We start from the raw sequence: 23,876 nt of genomic DNA, 5'->3' as shown, positions 1-23,876 counted from the left end.
AGCCAAACGAAAAAAGCCACCTGTTAAGGTGGCTTTTTTCTGGAGTTTGGCGGAGCGGACGGGACTCGAACCCGCGACCCCCGGCGTGACAGGCCGGTATTCTAACCAACTGAACTACCGCTCCGGCGCCTGATGCTATCGCTTCAGACAGGGCGATAATAGAGTCGTTCCGGGCGGCGGTCAAGACTGAAAAAGCCCCTTTTTTGCCGTTCGACCATTTATTGTCCACAACTCCCGATAATAGGGAGTTAACTTTGCTGTTCCGGGGTGTTTTTCCGCCTGCCAATTATTTTTTTGCGCAAAAACCAAGCAGCGGCCAGTAACACCGTTAACAAGGTTATCCCTGCCAGCAGATGGATCATGGAGAAGCCGCTCTTTGCCGGCGGAATCTCGGCGGTGGCCACGCTGACCGGGGGGCTGACCCGGATCACCTGCTCCATCAGGTTGAGCTGGACTTCACGCCCCTCGCGGGTGGTGGCGAAGGCACGCCCCTGCCAATAGTAATTACCGGGGTCAACGGCATCCGGCAAACGAATGTTCGCCCCCGTGCCCGATACCGCCATGCTCTGCCGGTCCGGTGTGGTCAGCTCCCCCGTAACCACCAGTGAATCCGGCAGCAGATCACTTGTGGCGGTCACCTTCATCTGCCACTTGCCATTGGCGTCCGGCGTGGAAAATCCAAGGGTGACCGGCATGGGATAAACCAGCACCGGTTGCTCGTGCGTGCGTGCCAGTACCCGGTTGCTGATTTGCGCCTGAAACAGGTACTCGCCCGGCAAGGTATCGACCAGCACTTCTGCCGTCAGCTTGCCGTCCGAGGGATAGGCATCCAGACCGGTACCGTCATCGGCAAAGTCGCCGATGACCAACGGCACCGGGGCAAAAGCCGATGTTTCATCCTTGTCCGGCTTGATCAGCTGCGCCCGCAGCGACAGGTCTTTCAGGTAATAATTGGCATCCAGCCGAGTATCCTGATGGCGTAACTCGGCGTCGAGCTTGAACACTTCGTGCTGAAAAATCCGCTCCGGCAGAGGTGCCAGTTGCACCTCGAACACGCTGAGCAGTGAAATGCCCCTGTGCTGGTTGATTTTACCGGTTGCCTGCCAGGGGCCGGGCTCCGGTTGCCACAGGGTAATCACATCCCGGTTGGCGGTGGCTGCCCAGCTGACGTTATCCGGATGATCCTGATAGTAGTATTTGCTGCCATCGGGCCGGATCAACACCACAGGAGTCGTTGCCGTTTCCCGTTCGATCAGCAGGGTAATGGAAGAAATGGACGGATCGATACGAAAGGTGTTGCTCAGCCAGCGGGCACTCTGCTCACCGGCATGGCTTGCCGTCATCGCAAACCCGCACGACAAGGCGAGCAGAAGTGCGCCTATTCTGCGCGCCACAGGCAACTACCTCCCTTTTTCATCACCAGATCCAGCCTGGACTCGTGGGCCTGCAATTCCTGCTCACCGGCCCGAATCACCTTCAGCGGCGCCCGACCGGCACTCAGGCGACGAATGCCGCCGGTATCACCCTGCTGGCCGTTATCGTTCTGCAGGTTGAGCTTGGTCTGGCCACCGGTCATCAAGAGGTAAACGTCGGCCAGGATCTCCGCATCGAGCAAGGCGCCGTGCAGGGTTCGGTGACCGTTGTCTATGCCGAATCGGTCGCACAATATATCCAGGTTGTTGCGCTTGCCGGGAAACATCTTGCGCGCCAGCGCCAGGGTATCGGTTACCTTGCACAGGGCCGCCATGCGTTCGGGCCGCCCCAGCAGCTGCATTTCATAATCGAGAAAGCCGACGTCAAAGGGGGCGTTGTGCGCCACCAGCTCGGCACCGTCGATAAACTGCAAAAATTCGTCAACCTTGGCGGCAAAGGGCGGCTTGTCGGCGAGGTAGTCATCGGTAATGCCGTGCACCCGAATCGCCTCTTCGTCCACCTTGCGGTCCGGCTTGAGATAAACGTGAAAATGCCGACCGGTCAGGCGACGGTTGACCACTTCCACACAGCCGATTTCAATCACCCGGTGCCCTACATAATGGGGGCCGGTATCCATGTTCATACCGGTGGTTTCTGTATCCAGGACTATTTGCCGCTGGTGACTTTGCTGGTTCATTGATGCTTTCTCCACTCAATTCGGCGCTCAGTATAAATAACTGCCACTGCCAACGCCACCGGGCTACATATGCGGTTATCGTTATTGGCACAATCGCGCCGGTGACTGGTGAGCGCCGCCATGCTGTGGCAGACTTCCGGTTTGCTTGTTGCAACACGGATAATCATGAAACAGATTCAGATGTATACCGACGGTTCCTGCCTGGGAAATCCGGGCCCGGGCGGCTATGGCGCCGTGCTGGTTTACAAACAGCACCGCAAGGAGCTGAGCGGAGGCTACCGCCTCACCACCAACAACCGCATGGAGCTGATGGCCGCCATTGCCGGACTGGAGACCCTCAGCGACGATTGCAGCGTGGATTTGACCACCGACAGCCAGTATGTACGCCAGGGCATTACCCAGTGGATCACCGGCTGGAAACGCAATAACTGGAAAACCGCCGCCAAGGCACCGGTCAAAAATGTCGATTTATGGAAACGGCTGGATGAACTCTGTCAGCGCCATCAGGTCACCTGGCACTGGGTCAAGGGCCACTCGGGCCACCCGGAAAACGAACGCTGTGACGATCTCGCCCGGGAAGCCGCGCTGAACGATGCCCACCATGAAGATACCGGCTATTCGCGCTGACAGGCCATGCCCGGCTGCAGCGCGCTGGGTAGCGGTTTGAATTGCCGAATCGGGGTCAGCGGATAGCGCCGCTTGCGCGCCATTATGATATAAACCGCCGCCAGCGACGGGCAGTAACGGGGGCAAAACCGGCGTCGCCAGCGACCGAGCCGAGGAAAGTCGAACCAGCCGGTCAGCCCCATATCATCCTGCTTGATGACCTCAAATCCCAGCAGCTTGAGCCAGTCTTCCAGCCGCCCGGGCGCCAGCATGCGCTGCCAGGGCGGCAACCGATGGCCCAGCCCCGGCAGCAGGCTGGCCAGACCGGCACTGCTGTAAGGATTAAAGCCGGTGATGATCAGCCAGCCATCGTCGCGCAGCACCACTTCGGTTTCGCGCAGTATGGCATGGGGATGTTTGCTGTAATCCAGCACATTGGCCAGCAGGCAGGCATCCAGGCTGCCCGGAGCAAACGGCATGGCGGTGGCATCCCCCTGCAGCTCCATTCCTTCAAAACCGGACTGCCCCATCAGCACCGAATGCAGCAGCCGGCTTTGCTCCAGCGACAGGGCCGCACTCAGGGCGTCGACTTTTAGCAGGGTAAACCCGAACAGCGACGGCGCCCACTCGTCCAGACGCTGCTGTAACTGTTCGGCAAGGTGACGGCCGCGTAACAACCGTGACCAGGCGGCAGGAGCCGCATCCGTACTGGCTGATTTCATCGCGCCTCTGATAAGCTATTGCAGAATATGATCATAAGGACAGCACCATGTTTAACGTAAGCCCCATCCCCGCGTTTCAGGATAACTATATCTGGCTGATAACGAATAACAACCATGCGGTCGTGGTCGATCCGGGTGACGCCGCGCCGGTCGAAAAAATGCTGGCCGAACGCGGGCTGACGCTGGACGCCATTCTGATCACTCACCACCACTGGGATCACACCGGCGGCGTCAAGGCCCTGCTGGCCAGCTGGCCCCAGGCACAGCTTTATGCCCCGGCGGCAGAAGCCATGCCCGCAGCCGGCGCGATTGCGCTGAGCGATGGTGACAAGGTGTATTTGCCCGCGCTGGCACTGGAATTAAAGGTGATGTCGGTACCCGGCCATACCCTGGGCCATATCGCCTACTATGCCCATCAGCAGCCGGAAGCCCCATTGCTGTTCTGCGGCGACACCCTGTTTTCGGGCGGGTGCGGCCGCCTGTTTGAAGGCACGCCAAAACAGATGCACGAGTCTCTGCAGCGTCTCGCCGGTCTGCCGGACGATACCCGTGTCTATTGCACCCACGAATACACCCAGGCAAACCTGGCTTTTTGTCATGCTGTAGAGCCAAACAACCCTGAACTGAAGAAATACCTGCAAAATGTGGCCAAATTACGCCAGCAGGGCGTGCCTACGTTACCCAGTACCCTGGCCCGGGAAAAAGCCGTCAATGTCTTTCTGCGTGCCCATCTGGCGGGGGTTCGAGCCGCGGCCCAGGTGCATCAGGGAGCGGAGTTGATCGGAGACATCGAGGTGTTCGCCGCACTTCGCCGCTGGAAGGACGATTTTTAACGAACTTGATTAAGCTGCTCACAAAGCATACACTGGCCGCCGTTTTTGTGAGACGCAGACACCATGAGAAGACTCTGTTTATTATCCAGTGCCTTGCTCCTGGCGGGCTGCCAGGCGATGTCGACCGATTCGGTTCGACATCCCTATGGCCATCAGGAAACAGCTGGTGAGCAGGCGAACAGCCCGCTCTACCCCAAATCAGCGACCTATTCGTCGCTGCGGATACAAAGCAAGACCACCGCCAGTGGTCGGACTTACAGCACCGTATCCCATTCATCGACCAAACGACCGCCGCGCCAGCAAGCTGAGCAGCAGCAGCCGGATCTGTGGCTCGATCTGGCGGCAAACATGCAGCTGGATATGCCGCTGGATCATCCCAGGGTTGTGGCCCAACGGAAGTGGTACCTCAAACACCCGGCTTATATGCGTTCCGTATCCGAACGCGCCAGACCGTTTCTCTATCTCATCAAGGAAGAGATAGAGAAACGGAACATGCCCATGGAGCTGGTATTGTTACCGGTGGTGGAAAGTACCTTCGATCCCCGTGCCTATTCCCATAGCCACGCCGCGGGTCTGTGGCAGATGCTGCAGGGCACCGGCAAGCAGTTTGGTCTGCATTACGACAGCTGGTATGACGGCCGGTACGATGTAATGGCTGCTACCCGCGCCGCACTCGACTATCTGGAATACCTAAACGGTTTCTTCGATGGCGACTGGGTGCTGGCGCTGGCCGCCTACAACTCGGGTGAAGGCCGGGTACAGCGCGCCATGAAAGCCAATCGGCGTCAGGGCAAGCCCACCGACTACTGGTCGCTGTCGCTGCCCAAAGAGACCCAGAATTATGTGCCCAAGCTGTTGGCACTGGCCGATATTCTGAAGCAACCCGGCCACTATGGTATGGAGGTGCCGGCGGTGCCCAATCGGCCGCAGCTGGCGGTGGTGGAAGTGGAAGGTCAGGTTGATCTGAACATGGCCGCCGATCTGGCCGGCATGAACCGGGGCCAGCTCAAGCAGCTCAACCCGGCATTCAAGCGTGCCGCCACCTCACCGGTGCGCAACGCCGAAATTCTGGTGCCGGTGGCCCATGCCGAGGGCTTTGAAATTGCCATGGCCGATCTGCCCGAGCAGGAACGCAAGTCCTATCAGCGTTATCAGGTCAAGGGCGGTGACAGCCTCGGCAGAATCGCCAGTCGCAACGGCACCAGCATAGAGGCCATCAAGCAGGCCAATAATATGCGCGGCACCACCATTCGGATTGGCCAGACGCTGATGCTGCCCAGGGCATACGGGGCTGTGACGCCTTCGTCCAATGACGGGGTTTATCGCGTGCAGTCCGGGGACTCCCTGTCGGCCATCGCCAGCCGCTTCAGCGTCAGCATTACCGACTTGCTACGCTGGAACCAGCTGGCTGACAAAAACAGCCTGCGCGCCGGACAGAGCCTGATCGTCGCGGCCAACGCCGGATAATGGATAAGCGTGAGGGCTAAGGCACCCCTCACGCTTCACTCCTCACTCCTCACCCTCACTCCTCACTTCAGTTTAACCCTGAAGCTGGCCTGCAAGGGTCCGTGATCGGACGCCTGTGAGCGCATGCTCTGCACACCATCCAGCTCCAGCCCGCGATAAAACACCGCATCCAGCGGATAACCGGCAAAACGGGTGCGATGATCCGGCACCGGAACCGCCTCGGTCAGTTGTTCCCGCTCGGCCCAGCGGTGCAGCAAACGCTCGCGGCGCGGGTTCCAGCGATTGAAGTCGCCCGCCACGATCACCGGGCCACCATAGTGTTCGATAAAGCCGCTGATATGATCCAGCTGTTGCTGATAGGTTCGGCCCCGTAACGAAAAATTCACCGCATGCAGGTTCACCACCAGCAGTTGCTGATCTGCTCCTTCGAGAGAGTAATAACCAAACAGCAGCGACTTGGGAATCCGGGTTGCCGGCTCCCGTATGCGTTGCCCGCACACTCGGGTCGGCAGCCCTGGTGAGGCGGTCAGCACACCGTTGGCCTGCTGCTGCCAGGTGAAGGCGGCCACCTGAAACCAGCGATAATCCCGGACCTGCAGCCAGTCGTACAGCTCATCGCTGCTTTGGGCCTCCTGCAACAACAGCAGATCGCTGTCATCAATCCAGCGATTCAGCTCTGCCTGCCAGTCGCCCTGCTGCTTGTAGATATTCCAGCTCAGCAGCGAAAACGACGAGGGTAACGACTGACTGCTGTCCATCGAGGGAAACAGACACGCGGCGGCCACCGGCTCGAAGCCATCGCTCAGCAGTACCGTTTTCGGCACCTCGATGCAGCCGCTCAGCAACAACGCCGGCAACAACGTCGAGGCCAGCAGGCCGGCTTTAAGCACCGGGCTTGGCGGCACGGGGGCGTCCGTTCTCGTCGATGGCCACATACACAAACTGGGCGCCGGCTACGCGATAGCGGGGGCCGTTTTCCGGCACCAGTACCGGCTTGACCCAGACCTCGACCTTGACGGTGATGGAGCTGCGCCCCACCTTGGCAAGCTCGCCATAGCAGCACACCACGTCCCCCACCTGCACCGGGCGCAGAAAGGTCATGTCGCTGACCGCCACTGTGCATACCCGTCCCAGGGCGATTTCGTTGGCCAGCAGGCTGCCACCCAGATCCATCTGCGACATGATCCAGCCACCGAAGATATCGCCATTGGCATTGGTATCGGCCGGCATGGCCATGGTGCGCAACAGCAGCTCTCCCCTGGGGGTTTGTTGATCGGTCATCGCGTTTGCGTCTCCTATCGGACAAGTAAAGTGGGCATAATAATCAGCCGGCCCGTCGGCCGCAATTTACAACGTAAAAAGGGATTCCATGAAGGTCATTGTCGCATCGCTCAACCCGGCCAAAATCGAGGCCGCCCGCCTGGCTCTTGAGCAGATATTTCCGGATAACCGCTGTCAGATAAGCGGCCTGGCCGTACCGTCCGGCGTGGCCGAGCAGCCGATGAGCGATGCCGAAACCCTCGCCGGTGCCCGCAACCGGGCTTTGGCAGCTCGGGCAGCATCCCCCGAGGCCAGCCTGTGGATTGGCATGGAAGCCGGTATCGACCGGGTTCAACAGCACAGCATCACCTTCGCCTGGCTGCAGGTACTGGGATCTGGGCTGGACAACGCCGCCCGCAGCGCCAGCCTGACGCTACCGCCGTTCGTCGCTCAGGCAGTGGCCGAGGGGGAAGAGCTGGGCCACGCCATGGACCGGCTGTTCAATCTCAGCAACTGCAAGCAGCAAGGCGGTGCCATCGGGGTGCTGACCCGCAATCTGCTGGACCGGCGCCGGGTGTATCGGGATACGCTGCTGCTGGCGCTGGCGCCCCTGCTCAGCCCTGCGCCTTACGCGCTGCCAGCCACGCAAACCAGTCCGTTACCCGGTATTCAAGCCCCAGCCAGCGACTGAGCGCACTGCCGTCGATCTGCTTGCCCTCGCCGCCGCCGTCGAATAGCGGCGCCGGCAAGTCACGCAGCAACGCGGCCCGGGTATAAAATTCACGTCGGCTCGGATGGTGCGGCGCGCTGACATTAAGCACGTCCGGCCAGTCGTGACGGGCCAGTATGGCGGGAATAAAGCGCAACAGGTCTTCCTGCGCCACCAGATTGACCGGCTCTTCACCCCCGTCGAAGCGCCGCCCGGCCAGAAAACGCCCCGGCTCGCGGCTGCCGCCAACCAGACCGGACAGCCGCAGGCACAACACCTGCGGGATGCCACTGTGGCGTACCGCCTGCTCTGCCGCCAGCATGCGCTCGCCCCGGGGGGAGTCCGGTGCGGCATCCGCCTCGGTCTTGCACCCGAGTCCGCCATACACCGAGGTGGCGCTGGTAAACAGCAGCCGTGTCACTCCGGCCCCGGCGGCAAGCGACGCTACCCGCCCCAGGGTATCCGCATAATCATCCACCTTGCCCGGCGGTACGCACAGCACCAGGGTGTTCGCGACCAAATCGGCCGGCCAGGCCGACGGCAAGGGCGCGTTGATGTCCCATACCCGCGCCTTGATGCCCTCGAGCCTCAGGCGTTCGGCCTTTTCCTGCGAGGTGGTGGTGCCGGCCACGCGATAGCCCTGGGCGTGCAGAGTCTTCGCCAGCGGCTCGCCCAGCCAGCCCAGCCCCATGATGACGACGTTCGGTTCACCGTTCGACTCGGTGCGCAGTTCAGTAGACATATTTCAGCTCCGCCGGTTTGATGAAGGTTTTCTGCTGCCCCAGCATATCCTGATAAATCACCGAAAAGGCCAGCACGTTCTGTACATAACCCCGGGTTTCCCGGTAGGGAATGTTTTCTACCCACACATCCATCGGGCGGCTGCCACTGTTGTTCAGCCAGCGGTTAATCCGTGAAGGGCCCGCATTATAGGCGGCAATAGCCGGAATGCGGTTGTTGTCGTAACGCTCAAGCAGCTCGCTGAAGTAACTGGAGCCCAGCTGCACATTAACCTCGGCGCGATACACATCGGCCGGATGTTGATAATCGCCGATACCGTGCTTGCGCGCGGTTTCCCGGGCGGTGGCCGGCATCAATTGCATCAGGCCACCGGCACCCACCGGCGAGCGCGCCTGCTCATAAAAGGCACTTTCCTGCCGGGCGATGGCAAACAGCGTCGCTTCATCCAGCCCCAGCTTGCGGGCCTGACGTTGAAAGAGATCACGGTAGACAATCGGGAAGCGCAGATCCAACTGATCCCAGGCGCGTACCCGAATGCTGGCCACGATGGATTTATCGTACCAGCCCCGACTCAGGGCCAGACTGCCCAGCGCCAGGCCATCGGCCTTGTTGACCCGGCCCAGCAGGTGGTACCACTCGGTGCGTGCCGCGGTTTTGTTGCCCAGCGCCAGCCACTCTTCTACCCGCAACAGCGCCGGCCATTGCCGCCGGGCCTGGCTCAAGGACGGGGCCGATGGCGGGGGCTGCTTTTGCAGATCATACGGATGCCGACCCTGCTGCGCCGCCAAAAAACCGTAGTAGTCCCGGTTTTGCGCCGCCTGTTGCCAGGCCTTGTCCCCTTCTGCATGACGGCTCTGGGCTTTCAACGCCCTGCCCCGCCAGTATTGCCAGCGACTGTCTCTTTGTGCTTCGGCCGGTAAACGCTCTATCCAGTCGGGCAGCTCGCGCCAGTCCTGCTCCCAGATGGCCAGCCGGGCTCGCAGCTCGAACAGGTCCGCATCGCCCACCACCGGCAGGCGACTGTCGAGCCAACTGCGATAATCCCGGGTACGATTGAACATCAGGCGCCGGGCCAGTTGCCGCTCTATGTCGGCCACCTGCTGCCGGCTCAGGTCTGACTGACACCGATATTTGGGATAAAGGCTCATCACCAGCTCGGGCCGGGTGTCTGCCAGTCGCGACAGGGCCCGGGCCAGCGCCGCCTTATGGCGGTCCGAGCCGGCCACCAGCAAGCGGGAGCCGGCCAGCAATTCGGGCTTCTTGTCGAGCGACAGCAAGAAGTCACCGGCCGGTTTGGCGGAAGAGCTCAGCTGGCGGCCAAGATAGCTCATCAGACCGTCCTGGCGCTGGTCATATGCCAACAGCATCCGTTGCCAGACCTGTTCATCGCCGCGCCCACCGGCGCCGGTCCAGGCATCAAACAAGGGATCGCACATATCGGGCCGCGAATAGCCGTGCAGCCACAGCGTTTCTGCACCGGCGATGGCCGTGGCTCTGTCTCCCGTTGCCCATTTGGCCCGGTAGTGAGCGCACTGCAATTCAACGCTGTTGGGCAGGGCGGGATAGAGTGCCAGAAATTCCCGCCAGCGCTGCTCGCGCGCCAGCCGGAAAAGGTAACGGCGCTCCAGCCGGTCGGCCAGCAAAGAGTCGGAATAACGGTTCATGAAGCGGGTCACCTGTGCCGTGGTCAGCTGCTGCATTCGATCGGCAAGATATTGATAATCCAGATACACCGTCAATGGATAGGCATCCAGTCCCTTGCGCAGCCGTTCATAGCCGGGTATGTCATTTTTTTTCAGCGCCTGCTCGGCCTGACGATACTGCTCGCGCAACGGCGAGGCCTGAACACTCGCTCCCAGGCTTAACAGCAGCAGCCCTACTCCCAACCAGCCTCTCACGGCGCACTCCCTTAAATGGCGATATAGAGAGCTATCCTAAGGAATAGTGACAATACTGCCAATGGGGGGCGATAAATTCTCTTTTTGCATCAGGCAAGGGCCTGTCTGGACGAGACAAGGCGGGACGTAACGACAGATGCCACGGGAGAGTTTAGGCCGTCTTTAACGAGGGTAGAGGAAAGAACGGAACAACTTATCCGATCGAGTCTGGCCTGTTTCACTCTCTCCTGACAAGGGCTTTTTGATGGTAGCCGCGGCTCGATCACAGATTTTTGTCGTGACGACAGATCGGGCAGTAAAAGTTGATCAGGGTCACAAAATTAAACTACTGTCAGGGTAGTCTGAAGTCGTAAACCAACAAAGAAACACCTCAGGGGGTCCATATGTCCATTACCATTACCAGCAACGTTATCGACATCTCTCCCGCTATTCGTGAACGGATTGAAAGTCGCTTCGAAAAGCTGAACCGGCGCCAGGTCGCGCTGATCAGCCCTCATGTCATCATTCAGAAAGAGGGACAAAACTATCTGGTGGAGGCGACCGCAGGTGTTCCCAACGATACCCTTTTCGCCCAGGCAGAAGATGAAAACCTGTACGCCGCCATCAAGGAACTGGGACAGCGGCTGGAGCGTCAGCTGAACCGCTATGCCGACAAACCGCTGGCCCAGCGCACCCAGACCCCACAGCCAATCACCGAAAGCGAAGGCGAAGAAGCGGAATAATTCTCCTCCCGGGAGCCAGAGTATGGCTCCCGAAGTCGGCGCCGTTTTCGGCACGAGGCGTCAGGCGGTAAATGGCAAAAGCGCCTATTTACCGCCTTTTGTTATCCAATCCCACCTCGCCGCCAAAAATTACCGGAAAAGGCTTGCCCTTGCCGCCGCTTTTCAGTATTTCTATCAGGGTATGTATCAACGTCGAGAATCACCGTGTCTGTTTCCCTGTTTTTCTTTCGCTTCTTTTTCGCATCCTGCTTGTTTACATCGTAAACGGGGCGGCATCTGGTCTGGCAAGAAATAAGCGAAAGACGAACAGACAAGCCTCCCACCGGGAGGCTTTTTTATTAGGGTCTGTTGACCCTAGGTGACACTTTTTTAGGTACAAGGGAAGCCCTATTCATGAATCTGGATGAAATCAGAACCCACATCAGCCGCCTCGACAAGGAACTGCTGACCCTGCTGGCCAAACGCAAGGGCCTGAGTCTGGAAGTGGCCCGCAGCAAGCTGGAAAATCCGCGACCGATTCGGGATCAGGTACGGGAGCAGGCACTGCTGGTGGAGCTGATCAACCAGGGCCGCCAGCTGGGGCTGGACGCCCATTACGTCACCCGGCTTTACCACACCATCATCGAAGACTCGGTACTGTCGCAGCAGGCGCTGCTGCAGGACCTGCTCAACCCCCAGGATGAAGTGCCGGCCATCAGCGTGGCCTTTCTCGGCCTGCGCGGCTCCTACTCCAACATGGCCGCGCGCAAATATCTGTCCCGTTTTCAGGCCACCATGGTCGAGCATAACTGCGAAACCTTTCAGCAAATTTTTGATACCGTCGAGTCCGGTCAGGCGCAATACGGCATTCTGCCCATCGAAAACACCAGCTCGGGCGCCATCAACGACGTGTTCGATCTGATGCAGCACACCAGCCTGTCCATCGTCGGCGAACTGACCCAGCCGATAGAGCACTGTCTGCTGGTAGCGGTAGACACCGACGTCAGCAAACTGAAAACCCTGTATACCCATCCGCAGGTGTATCAGCAATGTTCCCAGTACCTGAAAACGCTGCCGGGCGTTAAAGTCGAATTCTGTGCCGCCTCCTCCAACGCCATGGAGCTGGTGGCCGGCCTCAAGCGAGACGACATCGGCGCCATGGGCAGCGCCGACGGCGGTGAACTGCACGGCCTCAAGCCGCTGGTACGCGGCCTGGCCAACCAGAAGCAGAACATGACCCGCTTTATCGTGGTGGCGCGCAAGCCGGTGGAAGTGGCGGCGCAAATCCCCGCCAAAACCAGCTTCATCATGTCGACCGGCCAGCAAAGCGGTGCCCTGGTAGAAACCCTGCTGGTGCTGCGCAGTCATCACATCACCATGACCAAACTCGAGTCCCGTCCCATAATCGGCAATCCCTGGGAAGAAATGTTCTATGTGGATGTGGCAGCCAACGTCAACAGTAACGAGATGCAGGCGGCGCTGAAAGAGCTGAAGGATATCGTCCGTTTCATCAAGATACTGGGCTGTTATCCCAGTGCCGAGGTGGCGCCGACCCGCATTCCCTCCAAGGCACTGAGCCAGGGTAACGCCGGTGTACCGGCAGTGCCCCACCGCCCTGCCGACAAGAATGCCGCCATGTCACTGCAGATAGGCCGCTTTTACATGAGCCGCCAGGAGCCGCTGCTGGCCGCCATGCTGGCGACCTGGCCCGATCGCTCCGCCTTGCAGGAGGCGGCGCGACGCCTGAAAGAGCACGGCGGTCAGGTACTGGCCGCTCCCTGTTTCGAGCAGGGCGACAGCCGGCAGCAACAACAACGCCTGCAGCAGTTGCGCGAGATTGCCGCCCAGTTTGACCTGGCGGCCATGACCCTGGTTCACACCCCGGAGCAACTGAGCCGGGCGGCTGAGTCCCTCGATTTGCTGCTGCTGCAACCCATAGAGGGGCGACGCGACGAACTGCTGACCGCGGCCGGTCGCAGCACCCGTCCGGTATTGCTGCCACTGGGCGACAAGCTGGAACACACCCTGGCCGAGGCCGAGCAGATACTGACCGAAGGCAACCAGCAACTGGCGCTGCTCGACACTCAGGGCCGCTCGCTGCCCGAACTACTGCGCCTGCAGCAACAGAGCCGTCTGCCGTTGCTCAGTCAGCTGCCGGGCCAGGACAGCCTGCTGCCCGAGCTGGGCCATGCCCTGAAGGAAGCCGGCATTCAGGGCTTCTGTATTACCCTGAATGAAGAGGACGACATGGTCCCGCTGCAGCAACTGGCCCAGCGGCTGTATCAGGATTAAATAACGTGAGGGGTGAGGCGAATATGTGAACGCGCTGCGGCACCCCCTCCCCGGCCCTCCCCTTGCATTGCCCCCCGCCGTCGTTCTGCAAACTCGAAGTTAAGGGGAGGGAGCTTGTTGCCCCTCCCCCTTGGCAGCGGGGTTACAGGCATAGTTACGGGGTCTCGCCAGGGGGAGGCTGGGAGGGGGTGTTGCACATCGCTGCTATTCCGTCGGCTCTCAAGATCAAAAAAGGCGCTGAATCTTCAGCGCCTTTTTTCGTTTCGGGCTTCGGTGTTTTTCTCCTTACACCTCACCCCTCACATTCCTTTCACCCCTCACATTTTTTCAATCCGCATGATGACGACTGTCGTTGGCCTGGGCCAACAGAATGCGGCTTTCCTTGAGGAAGGTGTCGGCATAGTCGCCGAAAAACTCGCTGACGGTGGAGAACTGCTGCACGAAGGCGTCGCGCTTGCCCTGCTCCAGTTGCTCCAGCAGCTCGCCGAAACGACGGTGATAGCGACGGATCATCTCCAGATTGCCGGGCGACGACAAAATGATGTCCGCATACAGCACCGGATCCTGAGCGAACAGACGACCTACCATGGCCAGTTCCAGCCGGTAGATAGGCGAGCTCAGCCGCAACAGTTGCGCCAGATCCGCCTGTTCGGCACAGAGGTGGGCACCGTAGGCAAAGCTGGTGAAATGACGCAGGGCCTGCACCAGGCTCATGGCCTTGTCGTGCTCGTCGGCATTTACCGCCTGCAATCGCGCGCCCCAGATACGCATCTGGGCCAGCAGCCATTCATACTGCTCGGCGCCACGGCCTTCGCTGTAAATAATCACCTGCTTGGCCAGGCTCGACACATCGGGCCCGAACATGGGGTGCAGCCCCAGTACGGGACCGGCGTGCACCTGCAACATGGCCGCCAGCGGCTCGGCCTTGATGCTGGTCAGATCGACCAGCAGGCAGTCGGCGGGAAGCTCAGGCAGTTGCTCGATCACCGCGACTGTCTGATCGATGGGCACCGCCACCACCACCAGACCCGCACCGGCCAGTAGCTGGTCGGCTCGCGCCCAGTCGTCTTTTTCCAGGATCTCGACCGGATAACCGGACAGGGTCAGCAGATGCGCAAACAGGCCACCCAGCTGACCGGCACCACCGATCACCACCGCCTTGCCCAGACTGGGGTTCATGCACTTGAAGCCGGTGTCTTTTTCGCTGGCGTAAGACTCGCGCATGGCGCGGCGCAACACGTCTTCAATCAAATCCGGCGGCACACCTCGCGCTTCGGCTTCGGCCCGGCGTCGCGCCAGCATCGCCGCCTCTCTGTCGGGCGCATAGATAGGCACCCCCTGGCGGCTCTTGACTTCCCCTACCCCTGCCACCAGTTTCAGGCGGCGGGCAAACAGCTCAACCAGCTGCTGGTCAACTTCGTCTATCTGATCCCGCAGGACTGCTAATTCATCTACCATTGGTCCCATCCCAATTACAAAAGCACCGGCCCTTCCCGGACACGGTGCTCTATTATGCCTGTGAACCGCCGGCGGGGACAGTCACCGCTGGCCGTCAAACGGCACTATTTAATCACGAAGACAATAACATACGGCGCGGCATTCAGCCGATCCGGGCCTTCAGCGGTCCGGCAAGCTGCTGATAGCAACCGGCCAGCAGCTCGGCGGTGGTGTCCCAGTCGATACAGGCGTCGGTAATCGATACCCCGTAGCGCATTTCGCTCTTGGGCTGCTCGCTGGACTGGTTACCTTCATGCAGATGCGATTCCAGCATGATGCCGAGAATGGACTGGTTGCCTTCCTGAATCTGATGTACCACGTTCTCGGTCACCAGCGGTTGCAGGCTGTAATCCTTGTTCGAATTGCCATGGCTGCAATCCACCACCAAACTGGGCGACAGCCCGGCGGAAACCATCGCCTTTTCGGCCAGCGAGACATTGACCGAATCGTAGTTCGGGTGCTTGCCGCCACGCAGTATCACATGGCCGTCCGGGTTACCCTGAGTAACCAGCAGCGCGACCTGCCCTTCCTGATTGATGCCCATGAAAGCATGAGACTCCGCCGCCGCCTTCAGTGCATTGATGGCAGTACCCAGGTTACCGTCGGTACCGTTCTTGAAGCCGACCGGCATCGACAGGCCGGAGGCCATCTCGCGGTGAGTCTGGGACTCGGTAGTGCGGGCACCGATGGCCGACCAGGAAAACAGCTCGGCCAGGTATTGGGGGCTGATGGGATCCAGCGCTTCGGTCGCCAGCGGCAGTTCCAGCTCGGCCAGCCAGCACAGCAGCTCGCGCGCCTTGTGCAGACCTTCTTCGATGTCGAAGCTGCCATCCAGGTGAGGATCGTTGATAAAGCCTTTCCAACCGACGGTGGTGCGCGGCTTCTCGAAATAGACGCGCATCACGATATAAAGGCTGTCACTGTATTCATCATGCAGTTTTTTGAGGCGGGTTGCGTACTCTTTGGCTGCGTCGATATCGTGAATGGAACAGGGACCGCAGATCACCAGCAGACGGTGATCCTTGCGCTGAATAATATCGGAAATGGTGTGCCGGGCCTGGCCGATGTACGACAGCGCCTGTTCCGAGATAGGCAACTTGGCCTTCAGCTCTGCCGGGGTAATCATGACCTTCTCGGATCGAATATGGATATTATTCAGTGTGTCTTTCTGCATGATGACATCCTCACTTGTAAACAAATCATTACAACCAAATAGAAAGAAAAACAGCGCCGAATTTGACATCAAGTTATTTCTTTCTTACGCAACCACTTTCACCTTACCAAGGCCGGGCCGCCTTGCAAAGCCTGATGAAGCGCAAAAATCGGTTATTTTATGCTGTCGGCGGCAAGTGCCTATAAAAGAGCCAAAAAGCCACCGCTGCCGGAGTAGCATATACTCAGGAAAATGGAGAGATTTCATGGATAAGCAGCAATACCAACAATTGGTGGTAAGCTTTCGCCGCATTCTGGATCACTACGCGGTAGATTATCGCCAGAGCCCGCCCTCCTATAATCACGACACCCTCTACGATCACCAGTGCCGGCTGATTATCGATGAGGTCGGCCAGAGCTGGGAGCAACATTATGGCTACCGGCCCAGTGCCATGTTGTTGCACAAGGCGCTGTTTGCCGCCGAACGAAGCCGACAGTTCCGCCCGCCCTGGTATCGAAAGTGGATGTGTTTCTTTCGCCGCCTCAACAGCGGTCGCTGAGCCTTGAAACCGCACGACTTTGTCTGACACAGCACCCTTGATTTCGGCTGTTATTGCACTTGGTATCTGCCATGATGCGGTCCCTTTTATCGGAGCCTGGTGATGCAACGACTGCTTCGTTTTTTCTTTCAGGGTCTGTTGATCCTGCTGCCGTTCGTATTGACGGTGTATCTGGTCTACCTGATTTTCAATCTGCTGAACGAAACCCTGTTTTCGGCACTGGGCTCGGTGTTGCAATTGGTGGTTCCGGGGCTGGAAACAGGTTGGATTGCCGATTTGGCCGGTGGCCTGCTGACCCTGGCGGTGATCATACTGACCGGCATGTTCGCCTCTTTTTATCTCGGCCGTTTTTTCCTGTCGCTGTTCCACAGCGTGCTGTCCCGGATCCCGCTGGTCAAGCTGCTCTACAACTCGCTAAGCGACTTGTTCAATGCGCTGATCGGGGATAACAAAAGGTTCAACAAACCGGTGGCGGTCAGCCTGATGGGAGGCGAGATGCAACTGCTGGGTTTTATCACCCGGGAAGACATGGCGGAGTTTGGCCTGCCGGGCAAGGTCGCGGTCTACCTGCCCCAGTCCTACAATTTTGCCGGCAACCTTATCGTGGTCGACAAGGACAAGATCCAGCTGCTGGACGTAGCCGCCAGCAAGATGACCACCTTTATCGTCAGCGGCGGCATTACCGGAAAGCCCTGAATGAGATGCCGGATGTGAGGGGTAAGGGGTAAGGAGTGAGGAGTGAGGCTTTTACACCTTACCCCTCACCCCTCCCCCCTCACCCCTCACCCCTAACAGATTTTACCCGTCTATCTCGTCCATGAAGGCTTCCAGCTCTTCGTCCGAGGCCGGCTCGAATTCCTTGCCTATCTTGGTATCCTGATACTGCAGATAGAGGTCCTTGGTCAGGCCATAAGGGTCGAGGGAATTGTCGATAATGGGTTCACGCTCTATCAGCTCGCTGCGCTGATACAGGCCGTCGAGCGCCCATTTACCGGTACGCAGCGCAAAGCTCATCACGTCGTAGGGGAAATAGAGGCTGTCGACCATGTCGCCGGAAAGCTGGCGCAGCGTGGTCGGCCCCAGTACCGGCAGCATCAGAAAAGGACCATCGCCGATGCCCATCTGCCCCATCACCTGACTGAAATCCTTGGAGCGACGCGACAACGTCATCTTTTCCGCCACGTCGAAATAACCCAGCACGCCGACGGTACTGTTCACCCCAAAGCGAACCAGGTTGGTACCGGCGCCGGGAAAATCGCCGGTCACCAGATGGTTGACGAAGCTGGCCGGCTCTTCCAGGTTGAGCACCACGTTCTGCAGCCCGTCTCTGACCGGCTTGGCCACATAATCCGCATAGGCGTGGGCCGCCGGGCGGACCACATAAGGATCCAGCACATCGTAGTTGATGACCCAGGAGGCCCGGTTGACCGGCTCGAAAGGGTCACGGGCATCATCGGCCGTCGCACGACCATAATCGGCCGGTATTGCCGGTGAGAAAGGATCGTTAGTACGTGGCACATCCACGCCCTCGTGGGCGGCACAACCTGCCAGAGTCATGCTCGCCGTCACAATCAATGTTCGCCACATAATATGAACCTTATCGTTTTTGTTATTTCTTATTATCGCTCATGGCGGTCAGGCCCGTCGGCCCGGCCGCATTACAAGGGCGTATCGATGAAGATGGACAGCTGACTGTCTTCTTCGGTGCCCAGCACACCGCTGCGACCTTCCCAGGCATCGGTGGCGTCGGTCACGTTACCGCTGGGGGCAATTCGCGCCTTGATCACCACCGAATCACGTCCACTCAGGTTGTTGCTCGCCACCATGGCATCCGCATTGGACAGGGTGATGGTCAGCGGAAATGACGGCTGCTCGATACGACGGGCCACCAACGGCATTTCACCGCCTTTGGCGTCTACCGCATAGACGAAGAGCACGGCACCCGGATGATAAGGCACGGCACTGGCGGCATTGACTTCCACCTCGAAGCGCGGGCCGGTCACCGGCGCATTATCGGTTTCTGTCAATCGTCGCTCGGCAAAGGCCACCGAGCGTTCAATCATCGCATAGCGCGGGTTATCCGGTGACATCCGTTGCAGAATCTGCTGCCAGCGAGCGATGGCCGCGGTCAGGTTATCCTGCTGTACCGCCATGAAGGCAAATACCGACCAGGCCTCCAGATTGTCCGGATCCTGTGCCAGCACCTGCTTGATCATGTTCTCGGCGCGCAACGCTTCACCGGTCATGGTGAGGGCCTCGGCGTAAGGGACGATCACCGCAGTCGGGGTATCGGTCAGCTTGAGCGCCTTTTCCAGCGCATCGCGGGCCGTTTCGCCGTCGCCCATTTCCAGGGTCAGGCGTCCCAGCAGCAGCCAGCCACGAAAATCATCCCCGCTCTGGTGCAGCTTGGTGCGCAGTGACTGGATCAGGTCTTTCATGTCCTGCTCGGTCACCTCGGCATCCGGGTCAATCAATACCTTGTTCGACAACTCACCCAGGCGGGCGGCGTTATCCTGCCATTCCACCACATGTCGATACGCTCCCAGCTGCCAGTAGCCGGCATAGGCCACCGCCACCACGATCAACACCGCCGGCAACCATAGCCAGATACCGTGGCGATATTGTTGCGGCGTTTCGGCTACCACGTCGTCCAGCAGGCTTTTCTGCAGCTCCTGGGCCGCCGATTCCCCTTCATCCAGCAGACCCTGATCCCGGTCCTGCTCCAGCTCCTGCAACCGTTGCCGATAGAGCCGGGTGTTGAGTTGATTACGGCTGTGGCTGGACTCGGCCCGGCCTCGGGTCAGGGGCAATATTATTACCAGTGCCAGCAGCAGCGTCAGCAGGCCGCTGGCGATCCAGAATAAGGTCATATCAGCTCTCTTTCTCTTTGTCTTTGTTCAGCAGGTCGGCCAGGCGCCGTTTTTCTTGCTCGCTCAAGGCACTATCGGCGCCGGCTGCGCTGTTTCGCGATTTTTTTCGCGTCCGTACCAGCACGATCGCCAGCCCCAGCAGCATCACCAGCACGGGGCCGAGCCACAGGATCAGGGTCGATGCCATCACCGGCGGCTGGTAGAGAATAAAGTTGCCGTAGCGGGCCACCATGAAATCGATGATTTCCTTCTTGCTGCTGCCCTCGCGCAACATGGTGTAGGTCTTTTCGCGCAGATCCTTGGCCAGCTCGGCGTTGGAGTCGGCAATATCCTGGTTCTGGCATTTGGGGCAGCGCAACTCACGGGTCAGCTCGCGGAAGGTCTCTTCCTGCTGGGGGGAGTCGAACTCGTAGACATCGATGGCGGCCATGGCCGGCGGCAGCCAAAGCCCCGCCAGCAAGATCAGCACAGAGCATAAACGCATCGCTTTACTCCATTCGCTCAAAAATCGGTTTCAGGGTTTGCTGCCATACCTGCTCGTTGACATCGCCCACATGGCGGTAACGAATCACCCCCTGGCTGTCGATGAGAAAGGTCTCGGGAGCACCGTAAACGCCCAGATCCAGCCCCAGCATGCCGCGAGGATCGTACAGATCGATGGCATAGGGATTGCCCAGGTTCTTCAACCAGCGCAGCGCCTTGTCCCGCTCGTCCTTGTAGTTCATGCCGACGATGTAGATACCCTCTTTGGCCTTCAGCTCGTTAAGATATTCATGCTCGGCATAGCAGGTCGGGCACCAGGTGGCCCATACATTGAGCAGCATGGGTTGGCCGGTAAAGATATCCCGGTTGAACTGCTGTTCCGGGTTCTGCAACGAGGTCAGGGCAAACTCCGGCACCGGTTGATCCAGCAGCACCGACTCCAGCTTGCGCGGATCGGAAAACAACCCCTTGTACAGGAAGATGCAGCCCCCCAGAAACAGCAGCAGCGGGATCGACAGGATCAGGACGCGACGATTCATGCGGCCTCCTGCTTGGCTTTACCACCGAAGCGGTAGCGCTTGTCGACCATGGAAATGACACCGGCAACGGCCATCAGTACGGCGCCGAACCAGACCCAGCGAATAAAGGGCTTGTAATAGAGTCGTACCGCCCAGGCGCCGTCATCCAGCTCTTCACCCAGGGCGGCGTAAAGGTCACGGGTAAAACCGGCATCGATGGCGGCTTCGGTCATCGGCATGCGCTGCACCAGATAGAGCCGTTTCTCCGCGTGCAGCTTGGGCAGCTCGCGGCCGTTTTTGCTCACCGCTATCACGCCCTTGAAACCTTCGTAGTTGGCGCCGTCGGCCTGCTGTGTACCCTCGAAGGTAAAGGTGTAACCGGAAAAGGTCACGCTGTCGCCGGCCGACATGCGCACGTCCCGCTCTATGCTGTAGAGCTGGGTGCAGCTGATGCCGATGATGGTGACCGCCAGACCGATATGACCGAGGAACATGGCCCAGTGGCTGTTACCCAGCTTGCGTACCCCCACGCCGAATGAATGACGATGGGTGGCGCGAACCCAGGTTTCCTGCAGGCTGGTGATCACGATAAAGGCACCCAGCCCCAGGCCGATCGCCGCCCAGATTTCAAAGTTTTCGGCAAAATACCAGGGCAGGAAGGCGCCGATGGCCACACTGGCCAACGCCGCAAACAGCAGCTTGCCGTTGATTTCCTTCATGCTCTGGCGACGCCAGCGGAACAAGGGCCCGGCGCCCAACAGCAGGGCGAAGGGAATGATCAACCAGGCATAGAGGCTGTTGAAGAAGGGCGCGCCGATGGAAATACTGCCCAGGCCCAGTTCCTTGTGTACCAGCGGCAGCAAGGTACCGATGAACACCACCACCAGACCGGCCATCAGCACTATGTTGTTGCCGAGCAGCATGCTTTCGCGGCTGGCCAGCTCATGCTTGCCGTGGCTTTTTACCTCGGCGCCCTTGATGGCATAAAGCAGCAGCGAGGCGCCCACCACCAGCATCAGGAACACCAGAATAAAGAGTCCGCGGGTCGGGTCCGAGGCGAAGGCATGCACCGATACCAGTACCCCGGAGCGCACCAGAAAGGTACCCAGCAGACTCAACGAGAACGCCATGATCGCCAGCAATACGGTCCAGGCCTTGAAGGTGGCCCGCTTCTCGGTTACCGCCAACGAGTGGATAAGCGCGGTACCGGCCAGCCAGGGCATGAAGGAGGCGTTTTCTACCGGATCCCAGAACCACCAGCCGCCCCAGCCCAGTTCGTAATAGGCCCACCAGGAGCCCAGCGCGATACCCAGGGTCAGAAAAATCCAGGCCGCCATGGTCCAGGGGCGCGACCAGCGCGCCCAGGCCGCGTCCAGCTTGCCGGTCATCAGCGAGGCGATGGCGAAGGCAAAGGCGACCGAAAAGCCTACATACCCCATGTAAAGCATGGGCGGATGGAAAATCAGCCCCGGATCCTGCAGCAACGGGTTCAGATCCCGGCCATCGACCGGAAAGAACGGCAGGGTACGCTCGAAGGGGTTGGAGGTCACGATGACGAACAGCAAAAAGCCGACGCCAATCATGCCCATCACGCTCAGTACCCGCGCCACCGCATCCAGCGGCAGCGCCCGGCTGAAGCGGGCCACGGCAGCGGTCCAGCCGGCCAGGGTCAGTACCCACAGCAACAGCGAGCCTTCATGAGCGCCCCACACCGCGGAGATGCGGTATTCCAGCGGCAACAGGCTGTTGGAGTTGGACGCCACATAGCGTACGGTAAAGTCGTGATCGATAAAGGCCCAGGTCAGGCAGCCGAACGACACCAGCAGAAAACCCAACATGGCGTAGGAAAGGGGCCGCGCCAGCAACATCATGTTGACGTTGCCGCGAACGGCCCCGAGCAAGGGATAAATACTGAGTATCAAACTCGCCGCCAGGGCGAGGATCAGGGCAAATTGCCCTATTTCTGGAATCATGACCGGCTTCCTTTCAGCTGCTCCTGGGAATATTCGGGTTTAACGTGCTCGATTCCCTTGAGCGCTTCGGCCACTTCCGGCGGCATGTATTCTTCATCGTGCTTGGCCAATACTTCAAACGCGGTAATGGTACGGGCATCGTCCAGGTGGCCTTGGGCCACGATACCCTGCCCTTCCCGGAACAGGTCCGGCAGTATGCCGTCGAAAATAACGGTAATGACTTCACCACCCGCATCCACCAGATCGAAGCTGACCTTGAGGCTTTGCTGATCACGGCTCACCGAACCCGGCACCACCATGCCGCCGATACGCAGGCGCTGGCCCACTTCCGGCTTGATTTTGTCTTCCCCCTTGCCCTGCACCAGCTCGGTGGGAGTATAGAAAAGATCGATATTCTGCTGCAGGGCATAGAGTACCAGCCCGGTCATCACCGACAGCCCGACCACCACTGCCAGCAGCAGGGCCATGCGCTTTTTACGCCTAGGGTTCATAAGGTATTCTCCAACTTCTGGGCGGCTTTACGACGGGCCGCCCGGGCCTGTTTCTGTTTGACTGCACGCAGCAGGCTTTTTTTGGTGGCCATGGTCGATACCAGCAGCGCCACCAGAGCAAAAAGGGTCAAACCAAAAGACAGCCACACATAAAAGCCGTAGCCGCCCATGGCCCAGAATGCGGACCAGCTATCAAATTTCATCCTGTTCCTCCGCCAGTTTCAGTACCCAGGGACGATGGGACTCGCGCCGGATCAATTCGTTGCGCAGCCGCATCAGGGTCAGGGCCCCCAGGAAGCAGCTGAAGGCCAGTATCATGATCAACAAGGGCCAGAGCATCTCGTTGGAAATGGACGGCCGGTCGAATTTGGTGATGCTGGCCCCCTGATGCAGGGTGTTCCACCACTCTACCGAATAATGAATGATGGGCAGGTTGATCACCCCCACCAGCGCCAGAATACCGGCGGCACGGCCGGCCAGCACCTTGTCGGAAATGGCGTTATAGAGCGCAATCACCCCCAGATAGAGAAACAGCAGGATCAGCTCCGAGGTCAGACGCGCATCCCACACCCACCAGGCGCCCCACATGGGCTTGCCCCAGGCGGCACCGGTAAAGAGGGCAATGGCGGTAAACACGGCGCCCACCGGCGCGATGGCCGCCACCGCCATGTCGGCGGTCTTGATCTGCCACACCAGGCCGATGAAGGCGGCGATGGCCATCGAAGAGTAGGCGCCCATGGAAAGAATGGCGGCGGGCACATGAATATAAATGATACGAAAGGAGTCGCCCTGCTGATAATCCGCCGGCGCAAAGGCCAGCCCCCAGACCAGACCGATGACAAAGGACACCACGCTGAACACGGCAAACCAGGGGAGCCAGAGACCGGCGAGCCGATAGGCTTGCTCTGGCTTGGCATAGGGATGTAACCATTTCCACATCTTGCTCACAGACCTTTTTTTGTATTACGCATTGTTATAAAAAACGTTATTGAA

General features: G+C 59.4%; 25 protein-coding genes, 1 tRNA gene, 1 pseudogene and 1 other annotated feature. Of the genes and pseudogenes, 9 read left to right on the top strand and 18 right to left on the bottom strand.

The genetic code is table 11. The features are described from left to right. Positions 1–47 precede the first annotated feature (47 nt). From Q0753_RS04700 to dnaQ, 3 genes are all read right to left on the bottom strand, one after another. Positions 48–124 (bottom strand) — tRNA-Asp (locus Q0753_RS04700). 124 nt (positions 125–248) lie between these two features. Continuing rightward, positions 249–1,343 carry a hypothetical protein gene (locus tag Q0753_RS04695; protein ID WP_298717994.1) on the bottom strand — a complete coding sequence of 365 codons (1,095 nt, stop codon included), beginning with the start codon at positions 1,341–1,343 and terminating at the stop codon, positions 249–251. A gap of 35 nt (positions 1,344–1,378) precedes the next feature. Beyond that, positions 1,379–2,110, bottom strand: a complete 732-nt coding sequence (gene dnaQ, locus Q0753_RS04690; RefSeq protein ID WP_298717992.1) for a DNA polymerase III subunit epsilon — start codon at positions 2,108–2,110, stop codon at positions 1,379–1,381. A gap of 162 nt (positions 2,111–2,272) precedes the next feature. Between dnaQ and rnhA the strand changes: the two genes are divergently transcribed. Then, the gene (gene rnhA, locus Q0753_RS04685; RefSeq protein ID WP_298718159.1) at positions 2,273–2,737 is read left to right on the top strand and encodes a ribonuclease HI; all 465 of its coding nucleotides are present in this window, start codon (positions 2,273–2,275) and stop codon (positions 2,735–2,737) included. On the opposite strand, the gene Q0753_RS04680 is transcribed toward rnhA, so the two are convergent. Beyond that, positions 2,725–3,438, bottom strand: coding sequence for a methyltransferase domain-containing protein (locus Q0753_RS04680; protein WP_298717990.1), 714 nt, complete (start codon positions 3,436–3,438; stop codon positions 2,725–2,727). The two genes, rnhA and Q0753_RS04680, sit on opposite strands and share 13 nt — an antisense overlap. Before the next feature lie 47 nt (positions 3,439–3,485). Here Q0753_RS04680 and gloB point away from each other — a divergent pair, with 47 nt between their 5' ends. Next, positions 3,486–4,271: a hydroxyacylglutathione hydrolase gene (gloB, locus tag Q0753_RS04675; protein ID WP_298717987.1), complete on the top strand. Its 786-nt coding sequence runs from the start codon at positions 3,486–3,488 to the stop codon at positions 4,269–4,271. 63 nt (positions 4,272–4,334) lie between these two features. Next, a complete protein-coding gene (locus tag Q0753_RS04670; RefSeq protein ID WP_298717984.1) occupies positions 4,335–5,738 on the top strand; it encodes a LysM peptidoglycan-binding domain-containing protein in 1,404 nt (467 codons plus the stop codon). Positions 5,739–5,800: 62 nt separating this feature from the next. Here the strand turns inward: Q0753_RS04670 and Q0753_RS04665 are convergent, their stop codons facing one another. Further along, positions 5,801–6,643, bottom strand: coding sequence for an endonuclease/exonuclease/phosphatase family protein (locus Q0753_RS04665; RefSeq protein WP_298717981.1), 843 nt, complete (start codon positions 6,641–6,643; stop codon positions 5,801–5,803). Further along, entirely contained in the window at positions 6,621–7,019 is a 399-nt protein-coding gene (yciA, locus tag Q0753_RS04660; protein WP_298717978.1) for an acyl-CoA thioester hydrolase YciA, read from the bottom strand. The genes Q0753_RS04665 and yciA overlap by 23 nt, the downstream gene beginning before the upstream one ends. A gap of 88 nt (positions 7,020–7,107) precedes the next feature. Here yciA and yjjX point away from each other — a divergent pair, with 88 nt between their 5' ends. Beyond that, a complete protein-coding gene (yjjX, locus tag Q0753_RS04655) occupies positions 7,108–7,689 on the top strand; it encodes an inosine/xanthosine triphosphatase (RefSeq protein WP_298717975.1) in 582 nt (193 codons plus the stop codon). On the opposite strand, the gene Q0753_RS04650 is transcribed toward yjjX, so the two are convergent. Together Q0753_RS04650 and Q0753_RS04645 are read right to left on the bottom strand one after the other, a co-directional pair. Beyond that, positions 7,613–8,449, bottom strand: coding sequence for an NAD(P)-binding domain-containing protein (locus Q0753_RS04650; RefSeq protein WP_298717972.1), 837 nt, complete (start codon positions 8,447–8,449; stop codon positions 7,613–7,615). The two genes, yjjX and Q0753_RS04650, sit on opposite strands and share 77 nt — an antisense overlap. Continuing rightward, positions 8,439–10,346, bottom strand: coding sequence for a transglycosylase SLT domain-containing protein (locus tag Q0753_RS04645; protein ID WP_298717970.1), 1,908 nt, complete (start codon positions 10,344–10,346; stop codon positions 8,439–8,441). Before Q0753_RS04645 ends, Q0753_RS04650 begins: the two co-directional genes overlap by 11 nt. 383 nt (positions 10,347–10,729) lie before the next feature. Between Q0753_RS04645 and raiA the strand changes: the two genes are divergently transcribed. From raiA to Q0753_RS04630, 3 genes and pseudogenes are all read left to right on the top strand, one after another. Then, positions 10,730–11,068 carry a ribosome-associated translation inhibitor RaiA gene (raiA, locus tag Q0753_RS04640; protein WP_298717967.1) on the top strand — a complete coding sequence of 113 codons (339 nt, stop codon included), beginning with the start codon at positions 10,730–10,732 and terminating at the stop codon, positions 11,066–11,068. A 22-nt stretch (positions 11,069–11,090) separates the two neighbouring features. Next, the gene (locus Q0753_RS04635; RefSeq protein ID WP_298717962.1) at positions 11,091–11,363 is read left to right on the top strand and encodes a hypothetical protein; all 273 of its coding nucleotides are present in this window, start codon (positions 11,091–11,093) and stop codon (positions 11,361–11,363) included. After that, positions 11,272–11,408: a sequence feature (Phe leader region), on the top strand. Its footprint overlaps the gene before it by 92 nt. A 53-nt stretch (positions 11,409–11,461) precedes the next feature. After that, positions 11,462–12,610 (top strand): annotated as a pseudogene (locus Q0753_RS04630) (chorismate mutase); the annotation flags it as partial. A gap of 1,056 nt (positions 12,611–13,666) precedes the next feature. Here the strand turns inward: Q0753_RS04630 and tyrA are convergent. Further along, positions 13,667–14,797 (bottom strand): bifunctional chorismate mutase/prephenate dehydrogenase, encoded by a 1,131-nt coding sequence (gene tyrA / locus Q0753_RS04625; protein WP_298717959.1) that lies wholly within the window; start codon positions 14,795–14,797, stop codon positions 13,667–13,669. A 142-nt stretch (positions 14,798–14,939) separates the two neighbouring features. Continuing rightward, complete coding sequence (locus Q0753_RS04620) at positions 14,940–16,010, bottom strand: 3-deoxy-7-phosphoheptulonate synthase (protein WP_298717956.1); 1,071 nt, start codon at positions 16,008–16,010, stop codon at positions 14,940–14,942. Between the two features lie 244 nt (positions 16,011–16,254). Here Q0753_RS04620 and Q0753_RS04615 point away from each other — a divergent pair, with 244 nt between their 5' ends. Both Q0753_RS04615 and Q0753_RS04610 read left to right on the top strand, forming a co-directional pair. Beyond that, positions 16,255–16,548, top strand: a complete 294-nt coding sequence (locus Q0753_RS04615) for a hypothetical protein (RefSeq protein WP_298717953.1) — start codon at positions 16,255–16,257, stop codon at positions 16,546–16,548. A 102-nt stretch (positions 16,549–16,650) separates the two neighbouring features. Next, positions 16,651–17,244: a DUF502 domain-containing protein gene (locus tag Q0753_RS04610; protein WP_298717950.1), complete on the top strand. Its 594-nt coding sequence runs from the start codon at positions 16,651–16,653 to the stop codon at positions 17,242–17,244. Positions 17,245–17,346: 102 nt separating this feature from the next. Here the strand turns inward: Q0753_RS04610 and Q0753_RS04605 are convergent, their stop codons facing one another. From Q0753_RS04605 to Q0753_RS04570, 8 genes are all read right to left on the bottom strand, one after another. Further along, the gene (locus Q0753_RS04605; protein WP_298717947.1) at positions 17,347–18,135 is read right to left on the bottom strand and encodes a VacJ family lipoprotein; all 789 of its coding nucleotides are present in this window, start codon (positions 18,133–18,135) and stop codon (positions 17,347–17,349) included. A 71-nt stretch (positions 18,136–18,206) separates the two neighbouring features. Then, on the bottom strand, positions 18,207–19,418 hold the full coding sequence (ccmI, locus tag Q0753_RS04600) for a c-type cytochrome biogenesis protein CcmI (protein ID WP_298717943.1): 1,212 nt from the start codon (positions 19,416–19,418) through the stop codon (positions 18,207–18,209). Position 19,419: 1 nt separating this feature from the next. Further along, positions 19,420–19,902, bottom strand: coding sequence for a cytochrome c-type biogenesis protein (locus Q0753_RS04595; RefSeq protein WP_298717940.1), 483 nt, complete (start codon positions 19,900–19,902; stop codon positions 19,420–19,422). A 4-nt stretch (positions 19,903–19,906) separates the two neighbouring features. Then, entirely contained in the window at positions 19,907–20,440 is a 534-nt protein-coding gene (locus tag Q0753_RS04590) for a DsbE family thiol:disulfide interchange protein (RefSeq protein WP_298717937.1), read from the bottom strand. Further along, positions 20,437–22,392, bottom strand: a complete 1,956-nt coding sequence (locus Q0753_RS04585) for a heme lyase CcmF/NrfE family subunit (protein ID WP_298717934.1) — start codon at positions 22,390–22,392, stop codon at positions 20,437–20,439. Before Q0753_RS04585 ends, Q0753_RS04590 begins: the two co-directional genes overlap by 4 nt. Beyond that, a complete protein-coding gene (ccmE, locus tag Q0753_RS04580) occupies positions 22,389–22,883 on the bottom strand; it encodes a cytochrome c maturation protein CcmE (RefSeq protein ID WP_298717931.1) in 495 nt (164 codons plus the stop codon). Before ccmE ends, Q0753_RS04585 begins: the two co-directional genes overlap by 4 nt. Continuing rightward, a complete protein-coding gene (gene ccmD / locus Q0753_RS04575) occupies positions 22,880–23,086 on the bottom strand; it encodes a heme exporter protein CcmD (RefSeq protein ID WP_298717925.1) in 207 nt (68 codons plus the stop codon). Before ccmD ends, ccmE begins: the two co-directional genes overlap by 4 nt. Next, positions 23,076–23,822 (bottom strand): heme ABC transporter permease, encoded by a 747-nt coding sequence (locus tag Q0753_RS04570; RefSeq protein ID WP_298717922.1) that lies wholly within the window; start codon positions 23,820–23,822, stop codon positions 23,076–23,078. Before Q0753_RS04570 ends, ccmD begins: the two co-directional genes overlap by 11 nt. Positions 23,823–23,876: the final 54 nt, after the last annotated feature.

The organism is uncultured Oceanisphaera sp. (assembly GCF_947495715.1).
GTDB classification, from domain to species: Bacteria; Pseudomonadota; Gammaproteobacteria; order Enterobacterales; family Aeromonadaceae; genus Oceanimonas; species Oceanimonas sediminis.
Note: the sequence above shows the minus strand (reverse complement) of the source record. Positions and strands in the feature narration are given on the sequence as shown.